This window comes from Kitasatospora sp. NPDC056076, from assembly GCF_042266305.1.
Lineage (GTDB): Bacteria > Actinomycetota > Actinomycetes > Streptomycetales > Streptomycetaceae > Kitasatospora.
Map to the genome: position 1 here is coordinate 18,859 of NZ_JBHJWG010000010.1, position 21,420 is coordinate 40,278.

26 protein-coding genes are annotated in these 21,420 nt (G+C 73.6%); 1 reads left to right on the forward strand and 25 read right to left on the reverse strand.

Annotation, left to right across the window (positions count from 1 at the left end; translation table 11 throughout):
• Window positions 1–26: 26 nt before the first annotated feature.
• The 20 genes from ACFC1T_RS10685 to ACFC1T_RS10780 form a co-directional block, all read right to left on the reverse strand.
• Window positions 27–1,289: an MFS transporter gene (locus ACFC1T_RS10685; RefSeq protein WP_375886263.1), complete on the reverse strand. Its 1,263-nt coding sequence runs from the start codon at window positions 1,287–1,289 to the stop codon at window positions 27–29.
• A gap of 42 nt (window positions 1,290–1,331) precedes the next feature.
• The gene (locus ACFC1T_RS10690; protein ID WP_375886266.1) at window positions 1,332–2,210 is read right to left on the reverse strand and encodes a winged helix-turn-helix transcriptional regulator; all 879 of its coding nucleotides are present in this window, start codon (window positions 2,208–2,210) and stop codon (window positions 1,332–1,334) included.
• A gap of 45 nt (window positions 2,211–2,255) precedes the next feature.
• Window positions 2,256–2,753: a hypothetical protein gene (locus ACFC1T_RS10695; RefSeq protein ID WP_375886269.1), complete on the reverse strand. Its 498-nt coding sequence runs from the start codon at window positions 2,751–2,753 to the stop codon at window positions 2,256–2,258.
• Complete coding sequence (locus tag ACFC1T_RS10700; protein WP_375886271.1) at window positions 2,750–3,487, reverse strand: hypothetical protein; 738 nt, start codon at window positions 3,485–3,487, stop codon at window positions 2,750–2,752. The genes ACFC1T_RS10695 and ACFC1T_RS10700 overlap by 4 nt, the downstream gene beginning before the upstream one ends.
• Window positions 3,488–3,503: 16 nt before the next feature.
• On the reverse strand, window positions 3,504–4,079 hold the full coding sequence (locus ACFC1T_RS10705) for a DUF4913 domain-containing protein (protein ID WP_375886273.1): 576 nt from the start codon (window positions 4,077–4,079) through the stop codon (window positions 3,504–3,506).
• Window positions 4,080–4,175: 96 nt separating this feature from the next.
• Window positions 4,176–5,258: a DNA cytosine methyltransferase gene (locus tag ACFC1T_RS10710; RefSeq protein WP_375886621.1), complete on the reverse strand. Its 1,083-nt coding sequence runs from the start codon at window positions 5,256–5,258 to the stop codon at window positions 4,176–4,178.
• Between the two features lie 174 nt (window positions 5,259–5,432).
• Window positions 5,433–5,927 carry a hypothetical protein gene (locus ACFC1T_RS10715; protein ID WP_375886276.1) on the reverse strand — a complete coding sequence of 165 codons (495 nt, stop codon included), beginning with the start codon at window positions 5,925–5,927 and terminating at the stop codon, window positions 5,433–5,435.
• Window positions 5,928–6,083: 156 nt separating this feature from the next.
• The gene (locus ACFC1T_RS10720) at window positions 6,084–6,665 is read right to left on the reverse strand and encodes a hypothetical protein (RefSeq protein ID WP_375886279.1); all 582 of its coding nucleotides are present in this window, start codon (window positions 6,663–6,665) and stop codon (window positions 6,084–6,086) included.
• Between the two features lie 127 nt (window positions 6,666–6,792).
• Entirely contained in the window at window positions 6,793–7,446 is a 654-nt protein-coding gene (locus ACFC1T_RS10725) for a hypothetical protein (protein WP_375886282.1), read from the reverse strand.
• A complete protein-coding gene (locus tag ACFC1T_RS10730; RefSeq protein ID WP_375886283.1) occupies window positions 7,443–8,033 on the reverse strand; it encodes a hypothetical protein in 591 nt (196 codons plus the stop codon). The genes ACFC1T_RS10725 and ACFC1T_RS10730 overlap by 4 nt, the downstream gene beginning before the upstream one ends.
• The gene (locus tag ACFC1T_RS10735; protein WP_375886286.1) at window positions 8,030–8,332 is read right to left on the reverse strand and encodes a hypothetical protein; all 303 of its coding nucleotides are present in this window, start codon (window positions 8,330–8,332) and stop codon (window positions 8,030–8,032) included. The genes ACFC1T_RS10730 and ACFC1T_RS10735 overlap by 4 nt, the downstream gene beginning before the upstream one ends.
• A 312-nt stretch (window positions 8,333–8,644) precedes the next feature.
• Complete coding sequence (locus tag ACFC1T_RS10740) at window positions 8,645–9,805, reverse strand: DnaB-like helicase N-terminal domain-containing protein (RefSeq protein WP_375886288.1); 1,161 nt, start codon at window positions 9,803–9,805, stop codon at window positions 8,645–8,647.
• Window positions 9,806–10,173: 368 nt separating this feature from the next.
• Window positions 10,174–11,076 carry a hypothetical protein gene (locus ACFC1T_RS10745; protein ID WP_375886290.1) on the reverse strand — a complete coding sequence of 301 codons (903 nt, stop codon included), beginning with the start codon at window positions 11,074–11,076 and terminating at the stop codon, window positions 10,174–10,176.
• Window positions 11,073–12,839, reverse strand: coding sequence for a type IV secretory system conjugative DNA transfer family protein (locus ACFC1T_RS10750; RefSeq protein WP_375886624.1), 1,767 nt, complete (start codon window positions 12,837–12,839; stop codon window positions 11,073–11,075). The genes ACFC1T_RS10745 and ACFC1T_RS10750 overlap by 4 nt, the downstream gene beginning before the upstream one ends.
• Window positions 12,840–13,004: 165 nt before the next feature.
• A complete protein-coding gene (locus ACFC1T_RS10755; protein WP_375886292.1) occupies window positions 13,005–13,808 on the reverse strand; it encodes a DUF317 domain-containing protein in 804 nt (267 codons plus the stop codon).
• Between the two features lie 19 nt (window positions 13,809–13,827).
• Window positions 13,828–14,283, reverse strand: a complete 456-nt coding sequence (locus tag ACFC1T_RS10760) for a hypothetical protein (protein WP_375886294.1) — start codon at window positions 14,281–14,283, stop codon at window positions 13,828–13,830.
• A gap of 12 nt (window positions 14,284–14,295) precedes the next feature.
• Window positions 14,296–14,889, reverse strand: a complete 594-nt coding sequence (locus ACFC1T_RS10765; RefSeq protein ID WP_375886297.1) for a hypothetical protein — start codon at window positions 14,887–14,889, stop codon at window positions 14,296–14,298.
• A 168-nt stretch (window positions 14,890–15,057) separates the two neighbouring features.
• Window positions 15,058–15,315 (reverse strand): hypothetical protein, encoded by a 258-nt coding sequence (locus tag ACFC1T_RS10770; RefSeq protein ID WP_375886299.1) that lies wholly within the window; start codon window positions 15,313–15,315, stop codon window positions 15,058–15,060.
• 285 nt (window positions 15,316–15,600) lie between these two features.
• The gene (locus ACFC1T_RS10775) at window positions 15,601–16,020 is read right to left on the reverse strand and encodes a hypothetical protein (RefSeq protein ID WP_375886302.1); all 420 of its coding nucleotides are present in this window, start codon (window positions 16,018–16,020) and stop codon (window positions 15,601–15,603) included.
• A gap of 4 nt (window positions 16,021–16,024) precedes the next feature.
• Entirely contained in the window at window positions 16,025–16,732 is a 708-nt protein-coding gene (locus ACFC1T_RS10780) for a hypothetical protein (RefSeq protein ID WP_375886305.1), read from the reverse strand.
• A 15-nt stretch (window positions 16,733–16,747) separates the two neighbouring features.
• Between ACFC1T_RS10780 and ACFC1T_RS10785 the strand changes: the two genes are divergently transcribed.
• Window positions 16,748–17,128, forward strand: coding sequence for a hypothetical protein (locus ACFC1T_RS10785; protein ID WP_375886308.1), 381 nt, complete (start codon window positions 16,748–16,750; stop codon window positions 17,126–17,128).
• Between the two features lie 104 nt (window positions 17,129–17,232).
• Here ACFC1T_RS10785 and ACFC1T_RS10790 read toward each other — a convergent pair whose 3' ends face one another.
• The 5 genes from ACFC1T_RS10790 to ACFC1T_RS10810 all read right to left on the reverse strand — a co-directional run bounded on the left by ACFC1T_RS10790 (window position 17,233) and on the right by ACFC1T_RS10810 (window position 21,408).
• Window positions 17,233–17,646, reverse strand: a complete 414-nt coding sequence (locus tag ACFC1T_RS10790; protein WP_375886311.1) for a hypothetical protein — start codon at window positions 17,644–17,646, stop codon at window positions 17,233–17,235.
• Between the two features lie 25 nt (window positions 17,647–17,671).
• On the reverse strand, window positions 17,672–18,442 hold the full coding sequence (locus ACFC1T_RS10795) for a hypothetical protein (protein ID WP_375886313.1): 771 nt from the start codon (window positions 18,440–18,442) through the stop codon (window positions 17,672–17,674).
• 11 nt (window positions 18,443–18,453) lie between these two features.
• On the reverse strand, window positions 18,454–18,867 hold the full coding sequence (locus ACFC1T_RS10800) for a hypothetical protein (protein WP_375886316.1): 414 nt from the start codon (window positions 18,865–18,867) through the stop codon (window positions 18,454–18,456).
• Window positions 18,868–18,915: 48 nt separating this feature from the next.
• On the reverse strand, window positions 18,916–19,560 hold the full coding sequence (locus tag ACFC1T_RS10805; RefSeq protein WP_375886318.1) for a hypothetical protein: 645 nt from the start codon (window positions 19,558–19,560) through the stop codon (window positions 18,916–18,918).
• Between the two features lie 381 nt (window positions 19,561–19,941).
• Window positions 19,942–21,408: an ATP-binding protein gene (locus ACFC1T_RS10810; protein ID WP_375886321.1), complete on the reverse strand. Its 1,467-nt coding sequence runs from the start codon at window positions 21,406–21,408 to the stop codon at window positions 19,942–19,944.
• Window positions 21,409–21,420: the final 12 nt, after the last annotated feature.

A 21,420-nucleotide genomic window follows, 5' to 3' on the forward strand; every position in this document is an offset into this window, starting at 1 on the left:
CCAGCTCCAGGAAGAAAGGGGAGAGATCAGGGAAGGGTGAGCCGACGTCGCCCCACACCGAGGACGGCGGCGGCCAAAGCCGCGCCGACCAGGGGGACGGCGGCCGTGGCGGCGTGGCCGGAGGCGGAGAGTTGGCCGGCGACGGCGGTGCCCGCGGCCTGCCCGAGACCGATCACCGCGATCAGCCAGGCGGCGGCCTCGGTGGCGGTGCCGCGGGGAGCCAGTGCGTCGCAGGCCACGAAGGCGGAGGCGAGCCACGGGGCGAGGAACAGCCCCGGCAGGACGCTCGCCGTGATCATCAGCCACGGCGGTGCGGGCAGCAGCAGGACAGCGAAGGCAGCGGCGTACGCGCCGCCGACCGCGGGCAGGGCTCGGCTGGGTGGCCACGGGCGCTTGAGCCGGGCCCACGCCGCGCCGCCGACGAGGCTGCCGAGCGACAGCGCCGCCGGGAGCAGGCCGGCGAGCCACCCTTCGTGGTGCCGGTCGGCGTAGGACAGCGCCAGGACGGTGAACGAGCCGAGCGTCACCCCGAAGAACACCGAGGCCGCGAGCAGGACCAGCAGACCGGTCGAGCGCAGCGGACCGAGCCAGTGCACCGCGCGTGCTACCGACCGGAAGCGGGCCGGAGGGCGGGCGGCGACGGCCAGGGTGCCCGCGCTGCCGGCCACCGCGCAGGCGACCAGCGCCACGTCGGGCGAGGCGAGCAGGCACACGGCGGTGGCCAGCAGCGGGCCGGCGACGAACACCACCTCCTGGGAGGCGGAGTCGAGGGCGAAGACCTTGTGATGACGGCGCGGTTCGACCAACCGGGTCCACATCGCCCTGAGCCCGGCCTCGAGCGGCGGCGTTGCCAGACCCGCGAGGACCGACAGCACGCCAGCGGCCAGCGGCTGTGCGGCACAGTCCACGAAGGCCACAGCGGTGAACGCTCCACCCGAGACCGCCGCGGCGGGCACGGCGACGGCGGCCAGGGTCGAGCGGTCGACCACCCGGCCGAGCAGCGGCTGACCCACCGCCCCGGCCACCGCGTACAGGGCAGCCAGGACGGCACCGAGCGCGGTGGAGGCGTGATCGGCCCGGGCCGTCAGGAGGATGGCGATCGGAGCCATCGCCGCCGGCAAACGGCCCACCAGGGTGCCTACCAACAGCGGGGTGACGTGTGGGGTTCGCAGAACGGACCGCTCACGGGACGGGCCGGCACCTACCGGAGACACCGGCTGGGAGCTGTCACCGTCGGCAGGGGTGGACGTGCTGATCGTGGGAACGGAGGACGGGGAAGACGTGATCATGGACCTCGGGTGGGATCGGCAGCCCGGTCGGGCGGGGGCTCGTCAGCGGCGGTGAGCCGAGGCGGCGACGAGCAGCGGAGCGGGCGGCTGCGGAGCCGGGGCGTGCGAGAAGGAGATGTGAAGGGTGATGGTGCGCAGGTCGGCCGCCGCCGCCCGGGCACTCACCGGGTGCTCGGCGCCCCGCGGCGAGGAGAACAGCTCGCCCTGCGCCGGGCTCTTCATGACGACGGCACTGGTGCCGGCGGCGGCCAGCGCAGTACCGGGCCGGGCCGGCGCGGCCAGGTGGTGAGCGGCGGAGGTCCAAGTCGACAGGTCGTTGTACACCCGGCCGACCGCCAGTCCCGCCTCGGTGGCGCTCCACCGGTAGACGCGGCGGGTGCCGCTGCGGGCCACGAGCCCGCGCTCCTCGAGGGAGAGCAGTCGCTGGTACGCCGCCGCCTTGTCGCGGGCATTGAGCGAGGTGACCAGCTGCGGGTAGGCCATCGGGTCGCTGCCGGCCAGCCCGCTCAGCAGCGGGACGGCGTGGGAGCTGGCCAGCAGGCCCAGAACTTCCTCGACCATCTCGGGCGCCTGCTCGCCCGCCACACCCGGACGGGGGTAGCGCTGGGCCCAGGCGAGGGCGGAGGCGTGCACGGGCGCCAGCGCCTGCCCCTTCGCAGTCAGCGCGACGTCGAACCGGGACGCGCCGGTCGCAATCCGCGTGACGACACCGGCCCCGGCGAGCGCACGGACGACCGCGTACGCGCTGCTCACCGGGATCATCGGGTCGGCCTCCAGGAGGTCGCCGCTGCTCGCCGCGCCCTGCCGCAGCGCGTGGACGATCCGGGTGGCCCACCGGATGGAGAGGAGCTCGGCGGCCCGCTGGACGGCGCTGGTGGAGGACTGCGACGTGACGGGCGTGGTGGCGGTGGCGGTCGACACTGGTTGATCTCCGATTCAGGCGTGCGGTTGGGCGGTTGGGCGACGTCAGCGCTGGCGGGCGGGCGGGGAGAGGGCGACGGCCGGTGACACCCCGGCCGGCGCGGAGACCGAGGCGGCGGACTGGGCCGGGGAGGTCCGGGTGGAGGCGGCGAGGGCGGCCTGGAAGCGGGCCGGCATCCCGCGCTTCACCTCGTGGCTGGCGGCCTGCCGCAGGCGGCGGGCCGCGGTCTCGTAGACCGCGACCCCCCGGCGCTCGCCGACGGCGACCAGGTGGATGCCCTGCAGGTGACGAGGGTTGTGGGGTGCGCGGCGTTCCACGTAGACGAGCCGGTAGTCCAGCGCCTCGTCGAGGTAGAGCTTCCTGGCGCCGCGCAGGTCGCGCTCGCCTTGCTCTTCGAGGAGGGGGCCGCGGACCTCTGCGCGCACCAGCCGGCCGAGGTAGCTCAGGGCGAGCATCCGCACGTGCTGCGGTACGGACAGAAGGTCGTCCAGAGCCTCGGGATGGGAGCTGAAGGCGGCGAGCGGCCGGGTGGTCGTCGTCACCGCGCGGCCCTTCGCGCAGCGGTCGTCGCCAGGGCGGTGACCGCGGGGGCGGGTTCCGTAGCGGCCGTCCGGCGCTGGCCGGATGCGGTGCGGGCGCGGGCGGCGTTGGCCTGCGGGCTGACCACGACGGCGACGGCTCCGTCGGCGACCGGAGGCAGCGACGTTCGCCGGTTCTCCAGCCACTGCTGGGCCTCCTGCGGCGAACTGAACGAGCCCTCGCGCAGCTTGTACCCGCGGTCCGGGTCGACGGTCTCCAGGTGCAGCAGGAAGGGTCGCTCGGCTCCGGCGGCGCTACCGTCGCGCAGCATCGCCCAGGTCTCACCGGGCTCGGCGCCGTGGTCGACGAGCCGGTAGCGGGAGCCGGACTCCAGCAGGCGGGCGGCAGCCGAGGCGCTGCGGGCGTCGGCCGGGGCGCCGGGGTGGCCGGACCGGTTGAGGAAGGCGTCGCTCTCCGCGCCGCGCTGGACGAGCCAGGCCGCGGCCAGGGCGAAGGTGGGCAGGGTCGCGGTGGCGAGGGTGAACGTCTCGCCGTCCTCGTCGTAGTGCAGGTGAGCGGTGACCGCGGAGTAGCCGGAGACGTCCTCGAAGAGGAGGAAGTCGTCCGAGTGGCCGTCGTGGTCGTGGTTGACCTCGGTCAGCAGCTCGTACGCATCCTCCGCGGCGAGGAACTGCACCTGGGCCTCGGCGGAGGCGGCATCCGCGGGACGCCATCCGGGCAGGTTGAAGTCGGGCAAGGATCGGCTCTTTCGGTCAGGTGAGGGGGCGGTCGGCAGGGGTGGTGTCGGTCAGCGCGGGGTGCGGCAGCACGCGGTGGCTGATGTGGCCACCGCTGCTGGTGCAGGCGGCGAACGGTCCGTCGGCGGACCGGAGCTTCATGAGCGCGGGTTCGAGGTGGTCGCGCTGCCAGGAACTCGGGCCGGCGGCTCCCGATTCGGAGTCGAGGGCGGCCTGCCAGGACAGCCAGAGGGCGTGCAGCCGGGCGACGGCCTCGGGGTGCTCCTTCCAGCGCGGGCACCAGGGCTTGCCGGCGGTGGTCTCGGGGCCGTAGATCTTGGTCCAGATTTCGTCTACCCATGGGGTCATCAGCTCCAGTTCCTGGTCGTACTGCGGGTCGTCGAAGGCGAGGATGAACAGCGGCTCTGCGCCGCCGATGGCGTCCAGATCGTCGCCGTCCTCTGGGGGAAGGGCGGTGGTCATGCTGGCCAGCTGCTCGGCCTGCAGGTCGAATCCCGCCGCGAGAGCGGACAGCTTCGCGGTCAGCACGTCGATCTGGGAGTTGGTGTAGCCGTCCGGCGCGGACGTGGGGTCGGGCTCGGGGGTGGTCAAAGGGGCGGGTGCCTCTCGTCGGCGGGTGATGACACGAGGATCTGCGCTCGACGGCCCGACGTATCGGGCCGAACTTGGTGTATAAGCCCCCTCCACTCACCGCCGCCCGCACCAGCGGGCGGCGGTGAGCAGATCGGCCACACCGAGCAACTGCAAGGCAGAGCTGGCCTGTTGGGGAACAACACCGTTGCCCAGTGCGGTCAGCTGTGCGGAGCGGGACAGACCCGGAACGGCTGTGACGTGGCCCTCACCCACGCCCATGATCCACTCGACGAAGGCGGGGGCGAGCCGGCCCCGCTCGTCGGTCGGCTCCGGTGCGGGTCGGGTGACGCGCTCCCACCGGGCGATGGCCGGCCCGTACGGGCCCCACCGGTTCAGTCCGAGCTGTCCTGCTCCCAGATCGGCAGGACCACCGCCGACAGCGGCGGACGGAACCCCGCCCCGGGTTTTCGTCCGGGCGTCCCGGTGTCCGAGGCCCTCGGCGTCGGCAGCAGCTGGGCCGCCGCCGACGGCAAGGTCAGATCGCCCTTGCTGCCACGGCTGTTGGGCCCGCCGTGCGTCCCGTCGGAGGCTTTCGGGGTCGGGAACAGCAGGTGCTCCACTTCGTCGCTCAAGTTCGGCCCGTGGCCGCCCTGGCGCCGCTTGTCCGGGTGCTGACTCCCGCCGATCACGCCCAAATTGCTGGTCGGGGTCTTCAGCAGGGTGACCGCATGCCCCAGGTCCTCCCGCTTCGCATCCGGCCCCTTCGCATCGCGGGCCTTCGGCGTCGGAAGGCCAGGCGACGAGGAACAGCCGCTCCCTGCGGTGGGGGGCGCCGACGGCGGCTGCGGGTAGCACCGTCCACCGCGCATCCATCCCGAGGTCGGCCAGGTCTCCGAGAACCGCGCCGAGTGCCCGCAGAGCAGGCTCACCTCCGCCGTCTCCCAGATCGCACCAGCCGCACTCCACGTCGCCATCGGCTGGCGAGGCAGCGGCTGCGCTGAGGATTCCGCGGACGTTTTCAATGATCACCAACCTTGGCTTGAGGACGTCGATCGCGCGGGCGATGGTCAGCCACAGTCCGGAGCGGGTGCCCTCCATCAGACCGGCCCTGCGGCCGGCGACGCTCAGGTCCTGGCAGGGGAAGCCTGCCGTGAGGACGTCGATCGGCTCGACGCTGCTCCAGTCAACTGCGGTTATGTCGCCGTGATTTGGCGTCTCTAGGCCAGTGGTGGGCGAGGATCGAGGCGGCGTTGGGGTTCATCTCGGCATGCCACGCCACGCTTCCGCCGACGACGGCCTGGACGCCCAGGTCCAGGCCGCCGTAGCCGGAGCACATGCTGCCGATACGCGGCCACCCGCCGCCCGGCGCCGTCATCGGCGGGCCCCGCTACGGGCGGTCGAGGCGCGCACAGCGGGCGCCGAGACCTGCACGGCGGCGCCGGGGCCGGCGGCCTTGCGAGACGTGACCGGCTCGGCCGGCCGCTGGTACAGGGAGGCGGAGCGGGTGAGGACGATCGCCTCCTCGCCGGTGAGGGTGAGGAAGTCCGGCTCCGGGCCGGTCAGGTCCGCCGCGACCTCCTTGATCTTCCAGACCGCTTCTTCGAGAACTCCCCGGGAGGACGACAGGGACTTGAAGTAGGCGGTGCGGTGCGGCCACCGGCCGGCCTCGGGGCTGATCCGCTTGAGCGTGACGGCGACCAGGGCGGGCTGGGCGCGCAGGATCGCCTTCGCGGTCAGCAGCCCGGCGTAGGCGTAGGCGAGCGAGCAGCGCCGCCAGGCGATGTCCTCGGGCCTGGTGGACTCGGCGGGGGCGTCGTCGAACTCGTCGACGGCATTCGCCAGCAGCCTCTTCTGTACTTCGGCCATGGAATCCAGGACAGTGCCGAGGCGGTCGGGGAGCGGATCGCGGTGGCAGTAGATGCTGAACAGCTCTTCGCTGAAGTAGTGCAGGTCAGCGGCGGTGCCGAGCAGCCACTGGGCCTGGGTCTCGGTGGAGGTGGTGGTCAGGGTGGGTCCTTGGGGTCAGCGGCGGGGCGCGGGGGCGCTGCTGCGCGGCAGCGCGGCGATCGGGAGGGGGGCGGTGCGGTGGCCGGGCAGGACGCGGCGAAGGCGCTGGGTGACGCTGAGCGCGGCGGACCGGCGTGGCTTGGCCGGGACGGCGGAGACGCCGGCGGAGGCGAGGTGGTCGGCGTCGATACGCAACTGCCCTGCGGTCCGACGCAGTTCTGTGGAGGCGGCACCGTAGACGGCTGCGGGGTCGACCGGCTGGGCGTCGGGCAGAGCCCAGACGTCGGCGCTCACGGCGTGCTGGAGCAGGTAGGACAGGTGCCGTGTGGCCTCGGTGACGCGGCCGTGAGCTCGGGCCAGCGACAGCGCGGTGAGCCGGGCCGCCGTCATGGTGGTGGGATGCGCCGGGAACTGGTCGGAGAACTCGGCCGCGGCGAGCGCGCTGGTCTGCAGCTCCTGCATCGCGCGTAGGTGCCCGGCGACGTCGCGGGCGTCTGGAACGCCGGCGGCGGAAGCGGCGCGAGCGGTGGGCAGCTTCACGGCGAGGGCCTCGGCCTGCTGCGCGACGTCGCGCAGGTGCCGCTGGTATGCCTTCACCTCGGAGGTGGAACGGGCGGTGGGCGTGGGGACTCCATCGGTTCGGGAGCTGCCGGGGCGGGCCGGCAGGTTCGGTGCGTCGTCGGAGGAGGCCGCAGTCGGAACTCGGGCGGGGCCGACGCGCGTGTCAGGTCCTCCGCAGCGGTACGACCGTCGCAGACGGAGTGCCGGAGCGGGCTGGCGGTGCGGGGGGTGAGGCAGGAGGGGAGAGCAGGACCAGGGCCGGCGAGCGGCGAAGGGCTGCGTCCACGCGGCGCTCGGCATCGCCCGCGGCCGGTGGGCGCTGCCCGGCCGGGATGACGGGGCGGCGGCGGGAGGCGAGGGCGGTGACCTCGGGAAGGCCGGAAGCGGTGTCCACCGCCTCGCCCAGCGCTTCGGCCGCCGAGCGGACGGTGCCGCGGGCGGTCGCGAGAGAGCGGCGGGCGCTGCTCAGCGCCTCGGGCGTCGGCGCCGGGTCGGCGAGCAGGCTCGCCGCCCGGGCCAGCGCGGCCTGGGCGAGGGTGAGGGCCGTCGTCGTGGCGGTGAAGACGCCGAGCCCGGCGTCGGGGCCCGCGGTGTTCGTCGCGCGGAAGAAGCTCTCGTCCAGCGGAACCGCGATCAGCTCGTGCAGGCGCACCATCGGCCAGGCCAGCTCCCTGACCTCGGGCAGCGGCTCGTGCGGGGCCGGCGCGGGGATGGCGTCGGCGAAGGCGGCCAGTTGCGCGGCGAGGCCGCCCAGCGTGTCGAGATCGTCCTGCCGTAGTCCGGCCGGGACGGGCGGCAGCGGAGGGTCGGTGCTCAACGGCGGCTCCTGGTAGGCGAGGTGAGGGGAGGAGCGGGAGCGTGTGCGGAGTCGGCGGGAGTCTCCGCCGGGACGGGCGCGAGTAGGTCGGTGAACGCGCGAATCTCCTCGGCTCCCTGGGCCGCGCACCGGTCCGCGGTCTCCAGAGCGATGACGGTGTGTTCGGCCTGGCGACGGCGCAGTTCCGCGGCGGGGCTGCCCGGTTTGGCCGGGGTGGCGGTCGCGCACTTGATCGAGAGATCGAGGGCGGCGCCCAGGTGCCGGTGGACGGTGGCGGCGCGGCTCATCGCGGCGTCGTACGCGCAGGCCAGCACGGCCGCGGACGGGTTGTCCGCCGGCGGCTGGCGGCGGTAGTGCTCGGCGTTGTCGCCGCAGTGCCGGATGAACGCAGTCGCCTGGCGGCACTGCTCCAGCAGGGCGTCGCGGTCGGGGATGCCGGGGACGGGCCCGGAGGGGGTCGCGGCGGCGTTGTGCCCGAGGGCGCGCAGCATCCCGGCGACCGCCGCCAGGTCGTTGCGGTAGGCGGAGGGAGTCGCGCCGGACACGGCGCCGCCGAGGGTCGACGGGCCGGCGGTGGGCGGCCTCACCGGCGTCGCCCTGCGACGGCGGCATGCTGTCCGGGAAGGGCGGGCAGCGAGGCGACCGTGCGGGCGCTCGGCCCGGCGGCGGTGCGGGCGGTGGCGGCGACAGCCCTCGGGGCCGGACGGCCGATGCCGGAGACGGGGCCGGTGAGCGAGCGGGCGTCGCGGCGCAGGTCCTCGCAGGCGCCATCGAGGGCGAGGCGGGTGCGCGAGAGCGCGAGGTTGAGCTGCTGGGAGCCGCGCTCGCGGACTTCCTCGGCGCGGGGGCCGCCGATGCCATCGACCTCGTAGAGGCGGCCGGCCATGGCGGTGGCCCGGCCGAGCGCGCTGAGCGCCTCGCCCAGCTGAGCGGTTGCCGAGGTCAGGGATCGGACGACGGCCCGGTCGGCGCTCTGGGCGTGGGGGTGGTGCAGGGCGGCGGTGACGTCCAGCAGGTCGTCCTGGCCGTCGCGGACCGCCCGGGTGTGCGCGGCCAGTTCCTCAAGGCCCGGCGGCCCTTCTTCGCGGTAGGCGAGCGGGAGTTGGTGCTTGAGGTTCTCGATGGTGTCGGCTGCCGTGCGGAGTCGGTGTACGGACTGGGCGCGGGGGGCGGTGGTGGGCAGGGTGGTCTCCGTGGGTCAGCGGCGGGGGCGGGAGGCGGGCTCGCCCGTACGGTCGGCGGTTCGCGCGGGTGGGGTGGCCGGCGGGGTGGGACTGCGGCTCAGGGCAGCGCCCTTGCGCCGGGCGGTGCCGAGAACGACCGGCCCTCCGCGCTCCGCGGGGGTGGCGGTCGCGGCGCGCAGTCGGTCCTGAACGCGGTCGGCGGGGGCCAGAGCTCGGACCGCCGATCCGAGCAGCGGGCCGGCGGCGATGGAGGCGTCCAGTGCCATCACCCGGACGATGCCGGCCGAGGTGGCGGCGGCTCGCAGCAGGGCGGCGCGTAGGACGTCCTCCGCCCAGTAATCCGGGTCGCCGGGCATCCCGTCCGAGCAGATCTCCCGGACCCCGGCCACGGAGATCACGCCGGCGGCAAGCGCCCCGCGCCGCTGCACTTCCCACAGCACCGTCAGTTCGTCCAACGGCTCGCGCCGGTGCGCGAGCGCGGCCATCGCCAGGTAGATGGCGCGGTGGCCGGGGTCGACGAAGTCCTCGCCGGTGAGCCAGGAAGCTACTGCGGGGATCCGTCCGGGCGTGCTGAGGAGGCTGGAGAGCAGCGCCTGTTCGTGCTGCCGGGCGGCCTCGATCGCGTTGGAGGCGTTCCCTGGCGACGGCGGAGTGGGCAGCGGGCGGCGGGAGCGCTGGTCGATCGTGCCCCAGGCGTCGCCGAGCCGTTGGATGACGGCATGCAGGGCGCCGGTCAGCTCGACGGTGGCCTCGACCGACTCGCTCTCGGCGGCGGCAAGCAGCCGGTGGGCGTGTTCCTCGAGCGCCCTCCGGACGGCGGTCTCCAGCACCATCCGGCCGTAGCTGGCGGCGTGCGCGGAGCGCGGGCAGGTGGTGACCAGGGTGTGGCCGTAGCTGGCGGTGACGCCGGGGACCTCGCTGGCGGCGGTGTTGATGGCCGTCAGGGCCCAGTCCTGCTTCTGGTCGTCCCCAGCATCCGGGACGAGAGCCGGGTGGCCGGCGGCGTGCTGGGCGAGCAGGATCGCGAAGAACCCCTCGTGGGCTGGACGGTAGAAGTGTCGGGGCTCCAGCCACCCGGCCAGCAACCCGACCTGGGACGGATCGAGCAGGCACGCGCCGAGCACCGCCTGCTCGGCCTCCAGTTGCGGGCTCATGTCACGGCTGACCGGTGTCACCGCGGCGCCACCTCCTCGCGAGGAGAGGCGGGGAGCATCAGGTCGCGCAGCCGGTCCAGGTCCTCGACGAGGGCCTCGTCGCGGATCCGGAGGCGGCCGGAGCCCACTGCCAGGTACCAGCAGCCGTCCGCGCGGCTGATCGGCAGGAAGGCCAGGTCGTTGCGGATGATGTCAACTCCGTTGCACAGAAGGGTGGTCGAGGTGGTCAGCGGGAGTGCCGTGCGGGCCGCCGGGGTGTGGCCGTGGCTGCCGTACCGGCAGCGGGTGGCGATAGCGCTACTGCGGTGCTTCCGGCGCGGGCCGCCTCCGAGCGGCTGGTCCTCCGGTTGCCCGGCGGGGCGCCGGCGCGGTCGGCTGGTGAGAGCGGGTCACGCGACCGCCTCACCGTGGCAGCTGAACGGGGAGCAGCCGCCCTCGGGCCCGTCCTCCAGCTCGTCCTCATCCAGGTCCAACTGCGGTTGCAGGGATCGGAGTTCGGCCCGGGTGAGCTTGTCGATCGGCGCCTGGTCGAGGGGCAGGCGCGAGCGGTGCAGGTACGCCTGCCCGAGCAGTGGCCGCCCGTCCGCGTTCGCCCGCGCGTTGCCGGCCCGGATCGCTGCGTCGAACTCCACGACGTCCGCCCACTCCTCGGGAGAGGTGTCGCGGATTTCCCGCCACTGGGCATTTCCGTGAAATGGGCAACCCAGGCAACTCGACTTCGGAGTGGCGCCCCATCCGTGCTCGGCAAGCAGCTTGAGGCAGTCCGCGCGGGACATGCCGAGCTCGATCAGCGGGAAGGTGTGGCGGGTGTACCGGACGTCGGAATCCTTGGCCCGGTGGAATTCATCGGTACTGATACCGATCCACTGCTCGGCATACACGCCGTTCGGCACCCGGGCGGGATGCGGGTACCCTAGGATCTGCCGCACCTGCCGCTTTATCGGCTTAATTTTATACTCGCCAGTACATTGCCGCCGAGTCATTCCCGGACTGCCGTCCTGGTTGAGAATATAGAGCGGCATCGACGCGAACCTGTGAGCGGGGTCGAGGGCGTCCTTGCGGATGTTTCCGGACGACACCCGCAGGATCGGTATGTTGGCCGGCCGGGCAATCTTCCGCTCCACCTCGTCCAAGTGTCGATAAACCTTCGACGGCTCCCATCCGGTGTCCGAGAAAACGGCGTAATCCAGTTTCGGAAGCTCACCGAGCGCCGACAGAAGGAGTAGCGTTGTGGATTGTACGCCAGCGCCGAGCGACAGAATTCGAGTGGCCGGTTCGGTGGTGTAAATCATTCGGCACCACCGGCCTTGGCCATCGCCCGCTCGGTGATCAGAGTGGTCTGCCGGGAGCTGGCCGCGCCGACCTCGGCAGCCCCAGGTTCCTTGTACCAGGGGCGAAGGGTCAGCAGTGCGGGCCGCAGGCCGGTCGCAAAGAGAAGCGCCGAGCCCTTTTTCAGGGCGCGGATCTGGTCGGGCGGAAGGATGCGCTCCTGGCGCATGCTGACGGAGGTGGACCGGCCCGATTCCGACGTGGAATGGGAAACCGTCTCCACGTCGTGGTCGCCGACCAGACGCGAGAGCTTGTCGGCGAAATCTGCGTCGTCGATGCCGGAGCCCACCAGTTTGATGGTGGCCGCGCTCCACATGGCGTCCATGCCCGCCTCGCCCCAGACTTTCTGTCCCTGGCGGTAGCTCTGCAGAATGGTGATCGGGATGACGCCGCGAGACCCAAGATGGGAATAGAGGTCGGGGAGGTCGCCGATTTTGCACACATTTGCGGCCTCGTCCAGAATGGCGAGGAGCGGCGGGTCGAGGCGGCCTCCGGCACGCTCAGCCTCGATGACCGCGGTGCGCATCACGGAATCCGCCGCAGCCGCGATCAGAGCCGATGCGGAGCCGCCGCCGTCCTTGGACAGCAGGAACAGGCTGTCCTTACGAGTGACGAACTCCTCCGGCTTGAACTCCGGCAGGTCAGGATTCGGCGTGACCCACTTGGAGATCTGCGGATCGAGAAGGCAGGCCGCATATTGACGGGCGGTCTCGAAAATACCGTCGCGCGTTTCAACCGCACCGGAGACGGTGCCCTGGAGCTGGTCCGCGATGGCGACCATCCCGTGTGCGCGGAGAAGGTCGACCGGGGTGCGGTCGCTGGGGACGGCGAGCCACTTCAGGACGTCGGTGATCGGCCGACGGTCGCAGCCCGCGGCCAAGAACAAGGCGCACAAGGTGTTCTGCGCGGCGGTAGACCAGAAGTCGCCCTGGCTGGACTCGTCGACGGCCGCCGCGACGAAGTGGCCGGCGAGCCGCCGCGCGCCGGGCAGGTCCTTGGCGTCGGCCAGGATGTCCCACCACATCGCCTGCGGGGTGTGGGCGATCTGCTGCGGATCCATCGTCCACACCCGGCCGACCTCGGAGCGGGCCTCCAGGCACGCCGTGTAGGCGTCGCGGGCCGCCTTGTTCGAGGTGAGCAGGACGGGGCCGGGGGCGCGCAGGATGGCCGGCACGGCGATTGAGGTCGTCTTGCCCGAGCGCGGCGCCATGATGGCGACCGCGACGTCTTCCCAGTTGGAGCGGACCTCGGGACCGCTCGGGGCGAGGTCGCCGAGCAGGATGCCGGTGTCGTCCGGGCTGATCTCGCGCGGCTTGGCCTTGGAGAGGCTGGGGCGCAGGTCCCGGGCCTTGGCGGTGATCTCGGCGGGCAGCAGCGGCGCCAGTTCACTGCGGCCCGCGAGGCCGGTCGGCTTGCGGCGGTGCTTGGACCACAGCAGCAGACCGGCGGCGGTGAGCGCGATCGACAGCAGTGCCGGGGTGATGCGGGTGCTGATCAGCAGCAGGAGCGGGCTGAGGTGCGGGAAGGCCCGGTCGGGGTGGAGTGCGGCGTCAACCGGCTGGAACGGGGCCCACAGGGCGTGGTCGGTGGTCGCGGCGGTGGCGGCGTTGCCGCCGAGCCAGGCGAAGGTGCCGAAGACGGCGACGGCGACGCCCGCGCCGATGAGCGCGTAGAGGAGGGCATCGGAACCGGGGCTGGCGGAAGGGGATTTGGGCGAGGCGGGCAGGAGCGGGTTCCTTGACGGGGGATTTCGGCCTGCCGGGCAGGGGCGCGCGACGGCAGGGGCCCAGAGCGGGCAGTGAGCGGGCGGCGATCACGGCGGGACGGAGGCCCGGGACATGGGTGATCGGCCCGTTGGCCGGCGGGTGGCCAGCCGGCGGGGACTGCGTGGTCAGCGGCGTGGGGGGTGGCCCTGGCCGGGGTGGCGGGGGTTGAACATGGCGCCCGTGTACTCGACGGCGGTGAACCGGCGGGTGGGATCGGCAGGACGGGCGGGCCGAGTGGCCAGCTTCGGCAGCGCGGCGGCGGACAGGGCGCTGCGGCGGCGGACCACGGGGGCGGGATCGGCGATGGCGGAGGCCAGGATCGCCAAGTACCGCACGGGGGTTGCGTGGCCGAGGACGATCGTCCACTGGTCGCTCCAGTCGGGCCCGAAGGAGGCGTGCGCCATCCAGGCACCCACGCCCTCGCCGCACCGGTCGTCGGTCGAGGTGGGTGAGTGGGTGAAGCTGGTGGTGCCGTCCGGCGACGCGAGGTGGACGAAGTCCGGGTCGTCCTTGAGCTGCCAGCCGGCCTTCAACAGCGGTCGCCAGGCGGTCGTCGGCGAGGCGGTCGGCTCGGCGACCACCTCCTCCGGCATCGTGTACCGGTCGGCGGCGATGGCCTGGACGAACGCGCCGACGATCTCCCCTGGCGTGTCCTTGGTGAACGTGGCCTGCCAGTAGGGCACTTGATCCGCCGGATGCTTGCGGACGCTGACCCGGTAGAGGTGGAAGACCCGGTGCGGTTCCATGGCGATCTCGATCCGCCGGCACGGGCTGGTGGCGACGACCTGGGCGAGAGACTCGTCGAATCGGTACGGCCACTCGTGGAGGTGGAGCAGCGGTGCCAAGACCGGCAGGGGCCCGGGGCCGGCGAGGTGGCGGGGGCGAACGAGCACCTCGTCCTGGGCCCCGGCCGGGGTGGACGTGGTCAACGGTGGGCTCCTCGGAGCGTCAGCGGTGGGGAAGTTCGACGATGCGGGAGTGCGGCGGTACGGCGACGGCCGGGGCGAACTGGACCGACGCCGTCGTGCCGGCGGCCCGCAGTGCCGGGGACTGGGCGGTGGCGGCCCGGCTGCGGGTGGTCTCGTCCGCGGCCTCGGCGATGGCGTCGGCGGTGGCAGCCGTGCGGAAGGCTGCGGCGGAGATGGCGGTGGCCTCCGTAAGCAGCGGCTCCCACAGGGGAGGCCGGTCGCCGTACTGCTGGGCGACCTGGCGGCCGATCTCCGTTACGGCATCGGAGAGTTGCTGCACTGCGCCGGGCATCAGGGTGAGGCCCAGCAGCACCTCGGCGGCCTCGTGGGCCGTCAGCGAGGGAGCGATCTCGACGATCTCGGAGAACGCGCGGCCGGCACGGGCGATGGCCTGGTTGGCGACATCGAGGGGCCCGGTGGTGCGGGCGTCGGTCAACGGTCCTGCTTTCTACGGGCGCGGCCCGGATCGAGCCGCGGCGGCGGGGACGGGAGAAGGGGCGGGGAGGAGACCGGGCCGGCGGCCAGGTGTGCCGGCCGCTGCCGCGTGGGGACGGCCGATGCTGGTACCGCGGCTCTCGGCGAGCTGGCAGATGGCCAGGGCGAGGGAGCGGTCGCGGCCGGTGTCCACGATGGTGCCGTCCGGGCGGGCGAGCGGCGCGACGAGGCGGGCCTCGTGGTCACCGACGCGAAGCAGCGCCCACCGGCACGCCGCCGAGGCGTCCTCGGAGGCGATGCCGGTAGCAGCCAGGATGCGCCGGGCGGTCTCCTGGAATCGGTGATCCGCGGGGCCTGCGGCATCGGGGTCGGTGCGCAGGGTGCACTGCCACACCAACCTGGTGCGCAGTGCCTCGGCGGGCCCGGCCGGCGGCGGCAGGTGCGCGGCCAGCACCGTGGCGAACGCCATCTGGTCGGCCGGGAGGTCCGCGGCGGGACGCCAGGCGTCGATGAGACGAAGGCGGTTCTGCTGCTGGGCGGCGGCGGCGGCCGTGGCGGAGGCGAGCAGGTCGCGGGTGGAGGCGTACCGGGCGATCGTGGGGTACACGTCACCGTCCCGGCGCCGGCGCGACCGTCCGGCCGACCGAGGCGAGCACCGGCTCCGCAGCCGGGGGCGTGCTGCTGCCCGGACGGGCGGCGGCCTGTTCGGCGCGCAGGACCTGCACGACGAGGGAGGAGGCTGCCGCGATCCGGGACGGGCCGACGGGGCCGGCGCTCAGTTCGGGTTCTCCGTGACGCGGTCCGCGCTGGTGGCGGCGGCGGCCAGCTCGGGCAGGTCGGCCGGCTCGGCCTCCCGCTGGTCGATCCACCAGCTGGCCTTATCCAGCGTGCGCAGCTGCTCCTCGACGGCCAGCCACGCCTCCTCGGGGAGCGCGCCCTCGACCACCAGGGCCTGGTAGGCGGTGGTCACCAGCTGGTGCCGGCAGCGCTCGCCCCACGCGATGGCCCGCTGGGCGCCTTCCAGCGGCGGCATGCCGAACTGGCCGGCCCACGCGGTGGCGGCTTCCTGCTCCTCGGCGCGGCGAGCTGCGATCCACGCCTCGCGCTCAGCGGTGTCCTCCTTGCGCTCGGCGAGCCAGCAGTCGCGGCAGGAGCGGGTGGCGAGCCAGCGGGCGTAGGAGGCGCGCTTGTCGGCGGCGCGGGAGGACAGGTCATGATCAACGGTGTGGCCGCAGTCGTGTTCGACAGACCACCGGGTTCGGACAGCTATGTCGGGTCTCCTGTGGACTCGGTTTGATGGGAAAGGAATTGGGTCAGATCAGCGGGATCGCCGTGAGTGGGAGGCAGGGGGAACCGGGGAAGTCGCCTCTGCTGTAGCCGGGCCAGGGCGCGGGGCGCGCGTGGACTGGAGCCGGGCGATGGTCGCGCGGGGGATCGGCTCGGTCCCGTTCCGGTCGTGCAGCGCCTTGGCGGTGCGGTCGACCTGACTCCCGAGGAGACGGGCGGCGCGGACGGCGGGCCCGAGCGCAGCGGGCTGGTCGAGTGAATCCGCCGCCAGTTGCAGGACTTCCTCGAGCTCGCGGATCACAGGACCGAGGTGGCCGAGGAGGTCGGCCACCTCGACCTCCTCGGCGGGCTCCGGCAGCAGCTGGCCCAGACGGCGCACCGCCCACGACCCGACAAGGCTCGCGTCGTGATCGCCAGGCTGGGCGCGGTTCAGGGCATCGGTGTAGGACAACGGCTCACCGGGAGTTCGGGCGTCCGGCGGCCCACGCGATCCGCGGGTCGACGGCCGGCGCGGACGCGGCGGTGGTCGCGGCAGCGGTGGCGTGCAGAGCAGCGGAGGAGCGGAGCCGTCCGCTGGTGGCGAGTGCGGCGCGGGCACGGGGGCTGGCGGGGACGCTCGTGCGCGCGGCCGGTACGGCGGTGGGGCGGGCCGCGACGGCGGCGAGGTCCCTGCCCGCGCCGGCGAGCACGGTGGTGGCCTCGCCGACCACGGCCTCGACCCGCGCCAGGTCGACGCTGCCCGGGTTCGTGCGGACCTGGTCCTCGATCGCCCGCAGCCTGGAAGCGATCTCTGCACTCAGCGCGGCCCGGTCGTGCAGCATGGCGTCCGCGCGCTGGTCGTCCCGGCTCGGCCCGGCCGACGGGTGGACGACCGTGTTGAACGGGTCCGGGGCCGTGGGAGTGACGGGCCCGAGGACGGGCGCCTTGAACACGCGGGTCTCGAACGGGTCGTCGTTCTGCGCGACCTGGGCCGGCGGCGCGGCGGGCGAGGGCGGGGTGCGGTTCATCTCCGCGATCAGCCGGGTGGCGAACGGGTCGGTGGACTCGTACGGGCCGGTGAGCGGTTCGAAGGCCAGATCGGAGGCGACCCGCAGCCCCTGGCCGCGCAGCTTGGCGACGGCGGTGGAGGCCCGCTTGTCGCCCTCGAACTCGGGCTCGTCCATGACGTAGAGGCCCGGGTGCCCGCCGGTGCGGGTGAAGCCGGCCTCGGCGAGCGCGTAGGCGGCGGTCTGGTTGCTGTGCGGGTTGGTGGCGACGATGCCCAGCTTCGGGTGGCGTCCGACGTGGACGTCGAAGCTGCGGGGCGGAGCCGGGGCGCTGGCCTGGACGACGGCGTCGGGGCCGGCGGCGCGGACGGCCGGGCTGTCGAGGGCGGGATTCGTCGCGTCGTTGTAGTCGAAGGCGGCGTCCGCACTGACCTTGACCCCGGCTCGGCGCAGGGCGGCGGCGGTCTGGCGGGCGTGCAGGAAGATGTTCTGCTCGCTGCGGTCGAGGGCGTGCCGTCCGTCGGCCAGCTGCCGGAAACCCGCGCGGGCGAGCAGCGTGTTGGCGGTCGGTGAGGCATCGGGGCCGACCTCGGCGACGACGCCGTACTGGGGGTCGCGGGTGATGGAGACGTGCTCGGGGGTGATGCGCTGCTCCTCGGGGCAGATGGTGGACGCGGTCAGCGGCGGGCGGCCGGTGCCGGCGGCGGGGACGTGGGCACAGCGGGTCGGGGCTGGTCGGATACGGCGGAGCCGGGCGCCGCGGTCGCGGTGCGGGCGGCGGCGGCACGTGCTGTTGCCGAGGGGGAGATGGCGACTGCAGCGCCTTCGAAGCCGGGCAGCGACGTTGGCCGGGAGGTGACCGGAACGCCCATCTCCCGCAGAGTGGATGCGAGTTGGGCTGCCGTCCTGGACTGCGTGATCGGGTCGCGCTCGGCCAGGGAGTAGCGCTCCGGAGCGTCCGGGAGGCCGAGGCGGAACCCGGCGGCGGCCAAGGCGTCGAGGACGGCCGGGTCGCGGCTGGCGGTGGTGGCGGTGATCCCGGCGGAGGCCAGGCGGCGGAAGGTGACGCCGACGGGCTGCTGGTGGGGCAAGCGGTGTTCTCCAGGAAGGGCTCGGTCAGCGGGAGGCGGAGCGGCGGGGGGTTGGTCCGGGAGGCAGCGGCGCAAGGGCGGGGGCGGCTGCCATCCGTGCCCGCCGTGATGGACGGGCGGCCTGGGCGCGGGTGGCCGGCGGGTGGGTGGTGTCCCGCAGCTGCGTGGCCCGGAAGTCGCGGCGAGCCTGCGGCCCGTAGCCGGTGGCCCAGTGGTCGGTGATGCCGAGGTAGCCGTTTGCGGTGTCGTGCCGCAGCATCACGTACGACGACAGGGAGTCGTCGTCTTCTGGTGCACTGCGGGCCAGCCACCAGCCGACGTCGTCGAAGGTCTGCATCGCTTCCACGACGATGTCGCCGGAGAGCACCGCGCGGGCGAGGCCCCGATCGGCTGGGATCAGACGCTCTGTGGCGAGGGCGGTGCAGACGATTGACCAGGCCGCCTCCGCGGCGCGGGCGGCGTCGGGGAACGGGCCCTCGTCCTGCAACCACCGGTAGTGCTCAGACAGGTCGCCGTTGCGCTGCTCGGGGCGGTGCCAGTTGGCGACCGGCACCCGGGCCGCGACCAGTCGATCGACGAGCCGCCCCGCCCTGCGGATCTGCTCGTGCGGTTCGACGCTCCGGCGCTGGTGCCAGCAGTCCAGCACATCGCCCCGCCTGGAGAATCCGGCCTGGTAGATCGCTTCGCGGGCGGGCTGGGGCACCTGGCCGTTCAACACGACGAACTCGCCGTGGTCGTAGTCCCAGCCGAACGCCACCAGCCCGCCGGTGGTGCCGGGATCCGTCGTCGTGGGCATCAGGCTCCCGATCAGCGGCGCCGTGCCGAGGCCGGAGAAACCGTCGCCGGAACCGGCGCCGGGCCGGTGGCCGGGGCGGCCTCGACCGCCTTCCGCTTCACCTCCTCCTCGCGAGCCTGGAGCAGCTGCACCAGGTCGGCCTCCAGCGCATCGCGCTCCTCGGCCGCCTCCTCCAGCTTCTCGAACTGCGCATCCAGCTCGTCGAGGACGGCGTCGTCCACGCGCCGCTGGGCGGTGGCGACGTTGACCAGCCGCACGCGCTGAAAGGACACCGCGGTCTCGGCGGCCACCAGCGCGCGGTGCGTGTCGAGCACCCGCGCGGTCTTCGCGTCGGCCCGCGCCTGGTTGGCGATCAGGGCGGTGATGCTCTGGCCGAGGGCGGCCTCCAGGCGGGCGTCCTGGCGGGTGAGCGTCATGGTCGACATGCGTCTCCAAGAGGTAGGAATAGCAGTGGAGTTGGCGAAACTGGAAGGTCAGAAGGGGGGCTCCAGGCCCGGCCCGGCGAGTCCGGCACTGATCACCGGGCGAGGCGGTCCCACGGGGAGTGCGCCCGGGCGGCCGAGCACCACGGGGGAAGTCCGGCGGGCGGCGGCGGCCCGCGGGGCACCGGGCGCCGGAGCCTCGGCCGCGTACCCGAAGGAGGTCCACTCCTCGCGTGCGGCGGCGAGGCTGGGGTGGCGGCTGGGGCCGTAGTGGCCGCTGTCCGGCTCGGTGTAGAACACCGCCGCCTCGCCGGCACCGGGGTAGTCGACCAGCAGCTCGATCGAACCCTCCGGTGCCTGGTGGTGCGCGTGGATCACCAGGTGGCCGGCGGTGACGTCCTCGCTCACCAGGTGAACCCAGACGGTGCGGTCGCCGAGCGTCCGCGCCGGGCCCGGGGGCGACGATGTCCCCAGCGGCGGCGGTGCCTTGGCGCGCAGGCGCTGCTCGTCCGCGCTGTACACCCGGGTGATCCCGTAGTCGGCGGCGGCCAGCAGGCGCCGGGCATCGCGGATCTGCCGCTCGGCGGTGGAGGCGCTCGTGTCCCGGCGGATGCGGTGCAGCCGCAGGGCGTCGTCACGGACGAACCCGGCCTGCTCCAGCCAGTACGCGCTGCGCCGGTCGGGAGGGTCGGCCACGATGGTCTGCCGGTCGGGCAGGTGGGCGATGGTGACGTGAGCGATGACGACTCCTGGGCGGTCAGCGGTGGTGGGTGCGGCTGGACCGGGCGGGAGCGGCTGGGATTGGGCCGCTGGGCTCGGCGCCGACGGGCGGAGCGGTGCGCGAGCCGCGGGAGACGGCGGCCTGGCCCCGCTGCTCGTGGGTGAGACCGGCTGGGCGCCGGTAGTTGGCTCGCTCGGGGGCCGGAGGGGTGGCCGTAGGTGCTGGCCCGCCGGGAAGAGGACCCGGAGCGTTGCAGGATTCCGCCCGCGCCGGGGCCGGCCTGTGCGACGATGGCCTTGCCGGGCTCGTTCACATCGGGGCGATCACCACGCGGAGCCGCAGGTGGTCGGGCGTGATCATGTCGCTTCCGGGGTCGCGTGCATCCGGGCGTCGGTGTCGAACAGGGCCAACTCCGCACGGTGCAGCAGATGTTGGACAACGAACGAACGCCCTGCCACCTTCCACAGGCCGCGGCCCTTGCCGAGGGCGGCGATGGCGGCGGTCTCGACGCCGCTGAGGCCGAGCAGTCCGGCGGTGGCGGCCAGCTGGTCGCTCTCCTGCCGGTAGATCACGCGGGTCGCGCAGTCGGTGAGCAGGCCCTCGGCGAGTGCCCGGGTCCGGGAGCCGGCGTCGCCGGCCGACAGCAGGTCGCTGAGGCGGTGGATGATCAGCATGTTCGCGATGCCCAGTCCACGGCTCAGCTTCCACTGGCTCTGCATGCGTTCCAGAAGTGCCGCGTGCCGCATGACGCGCCACGCCTCGTCGTAGATCACCCACCTGCGACCGCCGTTGGGGTCACTCAGTGCCGCTTCCATCCACGCGGACGCGCAGGTCATCGCGAGCGTCAGCGCGGTGTCGTCGCCGGAGGAGCCGAGCCGGGAGAGATCGATCGTCAGCATCGGGCTCTTCGGGTCGAACTCCGCGGTCGACGGCGCGTCGAACATCCCGGCGAGGTCGCCGTTGACCAGCCGGCGAAGCGCGTGGGCGAGGTCCTGGGCGGCGGCGCCGACCCGCCGGGTCGGGTCGCCGAGCGCGGCGTCCAGGACGGCGGCCTGCCCGAGGACGGCCGCGACGTCGCCCAGCAGCGGGACCTGGCCCGTGCGCGCGCTGCGGTCGACCACCGCGTCCAGGGCGATGTCCATCGCTGTGTACTCCATCGGCGCCAGGTCGCGCCGTAGCACGGTGCGGGCCAGCGAGCCGAGCAGCAGCAGTCGACGCTTGCGGACCTCGCCCGCCCAGTCCGCCAGGTCGACGCCCATCGGAGGGGCCGGAGCGTCAAGGGGGTTGAGCCGTCCCGGGAGCCCGGGGCCGAGGGCGATTGTGGTCCCGCCGATCGCCTCCGCGACGGACGTCCACTCCCCCTTCGGGTCGCACGGAACGTAAACGCGATAGCCAAATGCCGTGCTGCGCAAGGCAATTGACTTCGCCAGTGCGGACTTGCCCTGGCCGATCACGCCTGCGACCAGCGTGTTCGGGTTCGTAAAGTTTTCAACTTTCCCGTAGAGGGCGAAGGGGTCGAACACGAAGCTGGCCTCGGCGTGGACGTCGCGGCCGATCAGGACGCCAGCGGACCCGAGGCCGCCCTCGGCGAGGAAGGGGTACGCCGCGCTGGCCGTCGCGGTGGTCATGCGGTGCGCGGGAAGTCGCAGTCGGCCGCCGCGTAGGGAGGCGGGGCCGGGGCGTCCGGCGGCGGGGTAAGCGGGGAGGAGTTCGGCGTTCTCCTCGCGCCGGGTCTTCGGGCGCTGGGGGCGGCCGGCCTGGCGGGCGGTGCGGCGGGCGGCGGCGAGGTCGCGCTTGGCCTGGCGACGGGCGGCGCGGTCCAAGCGGGTCGGGGT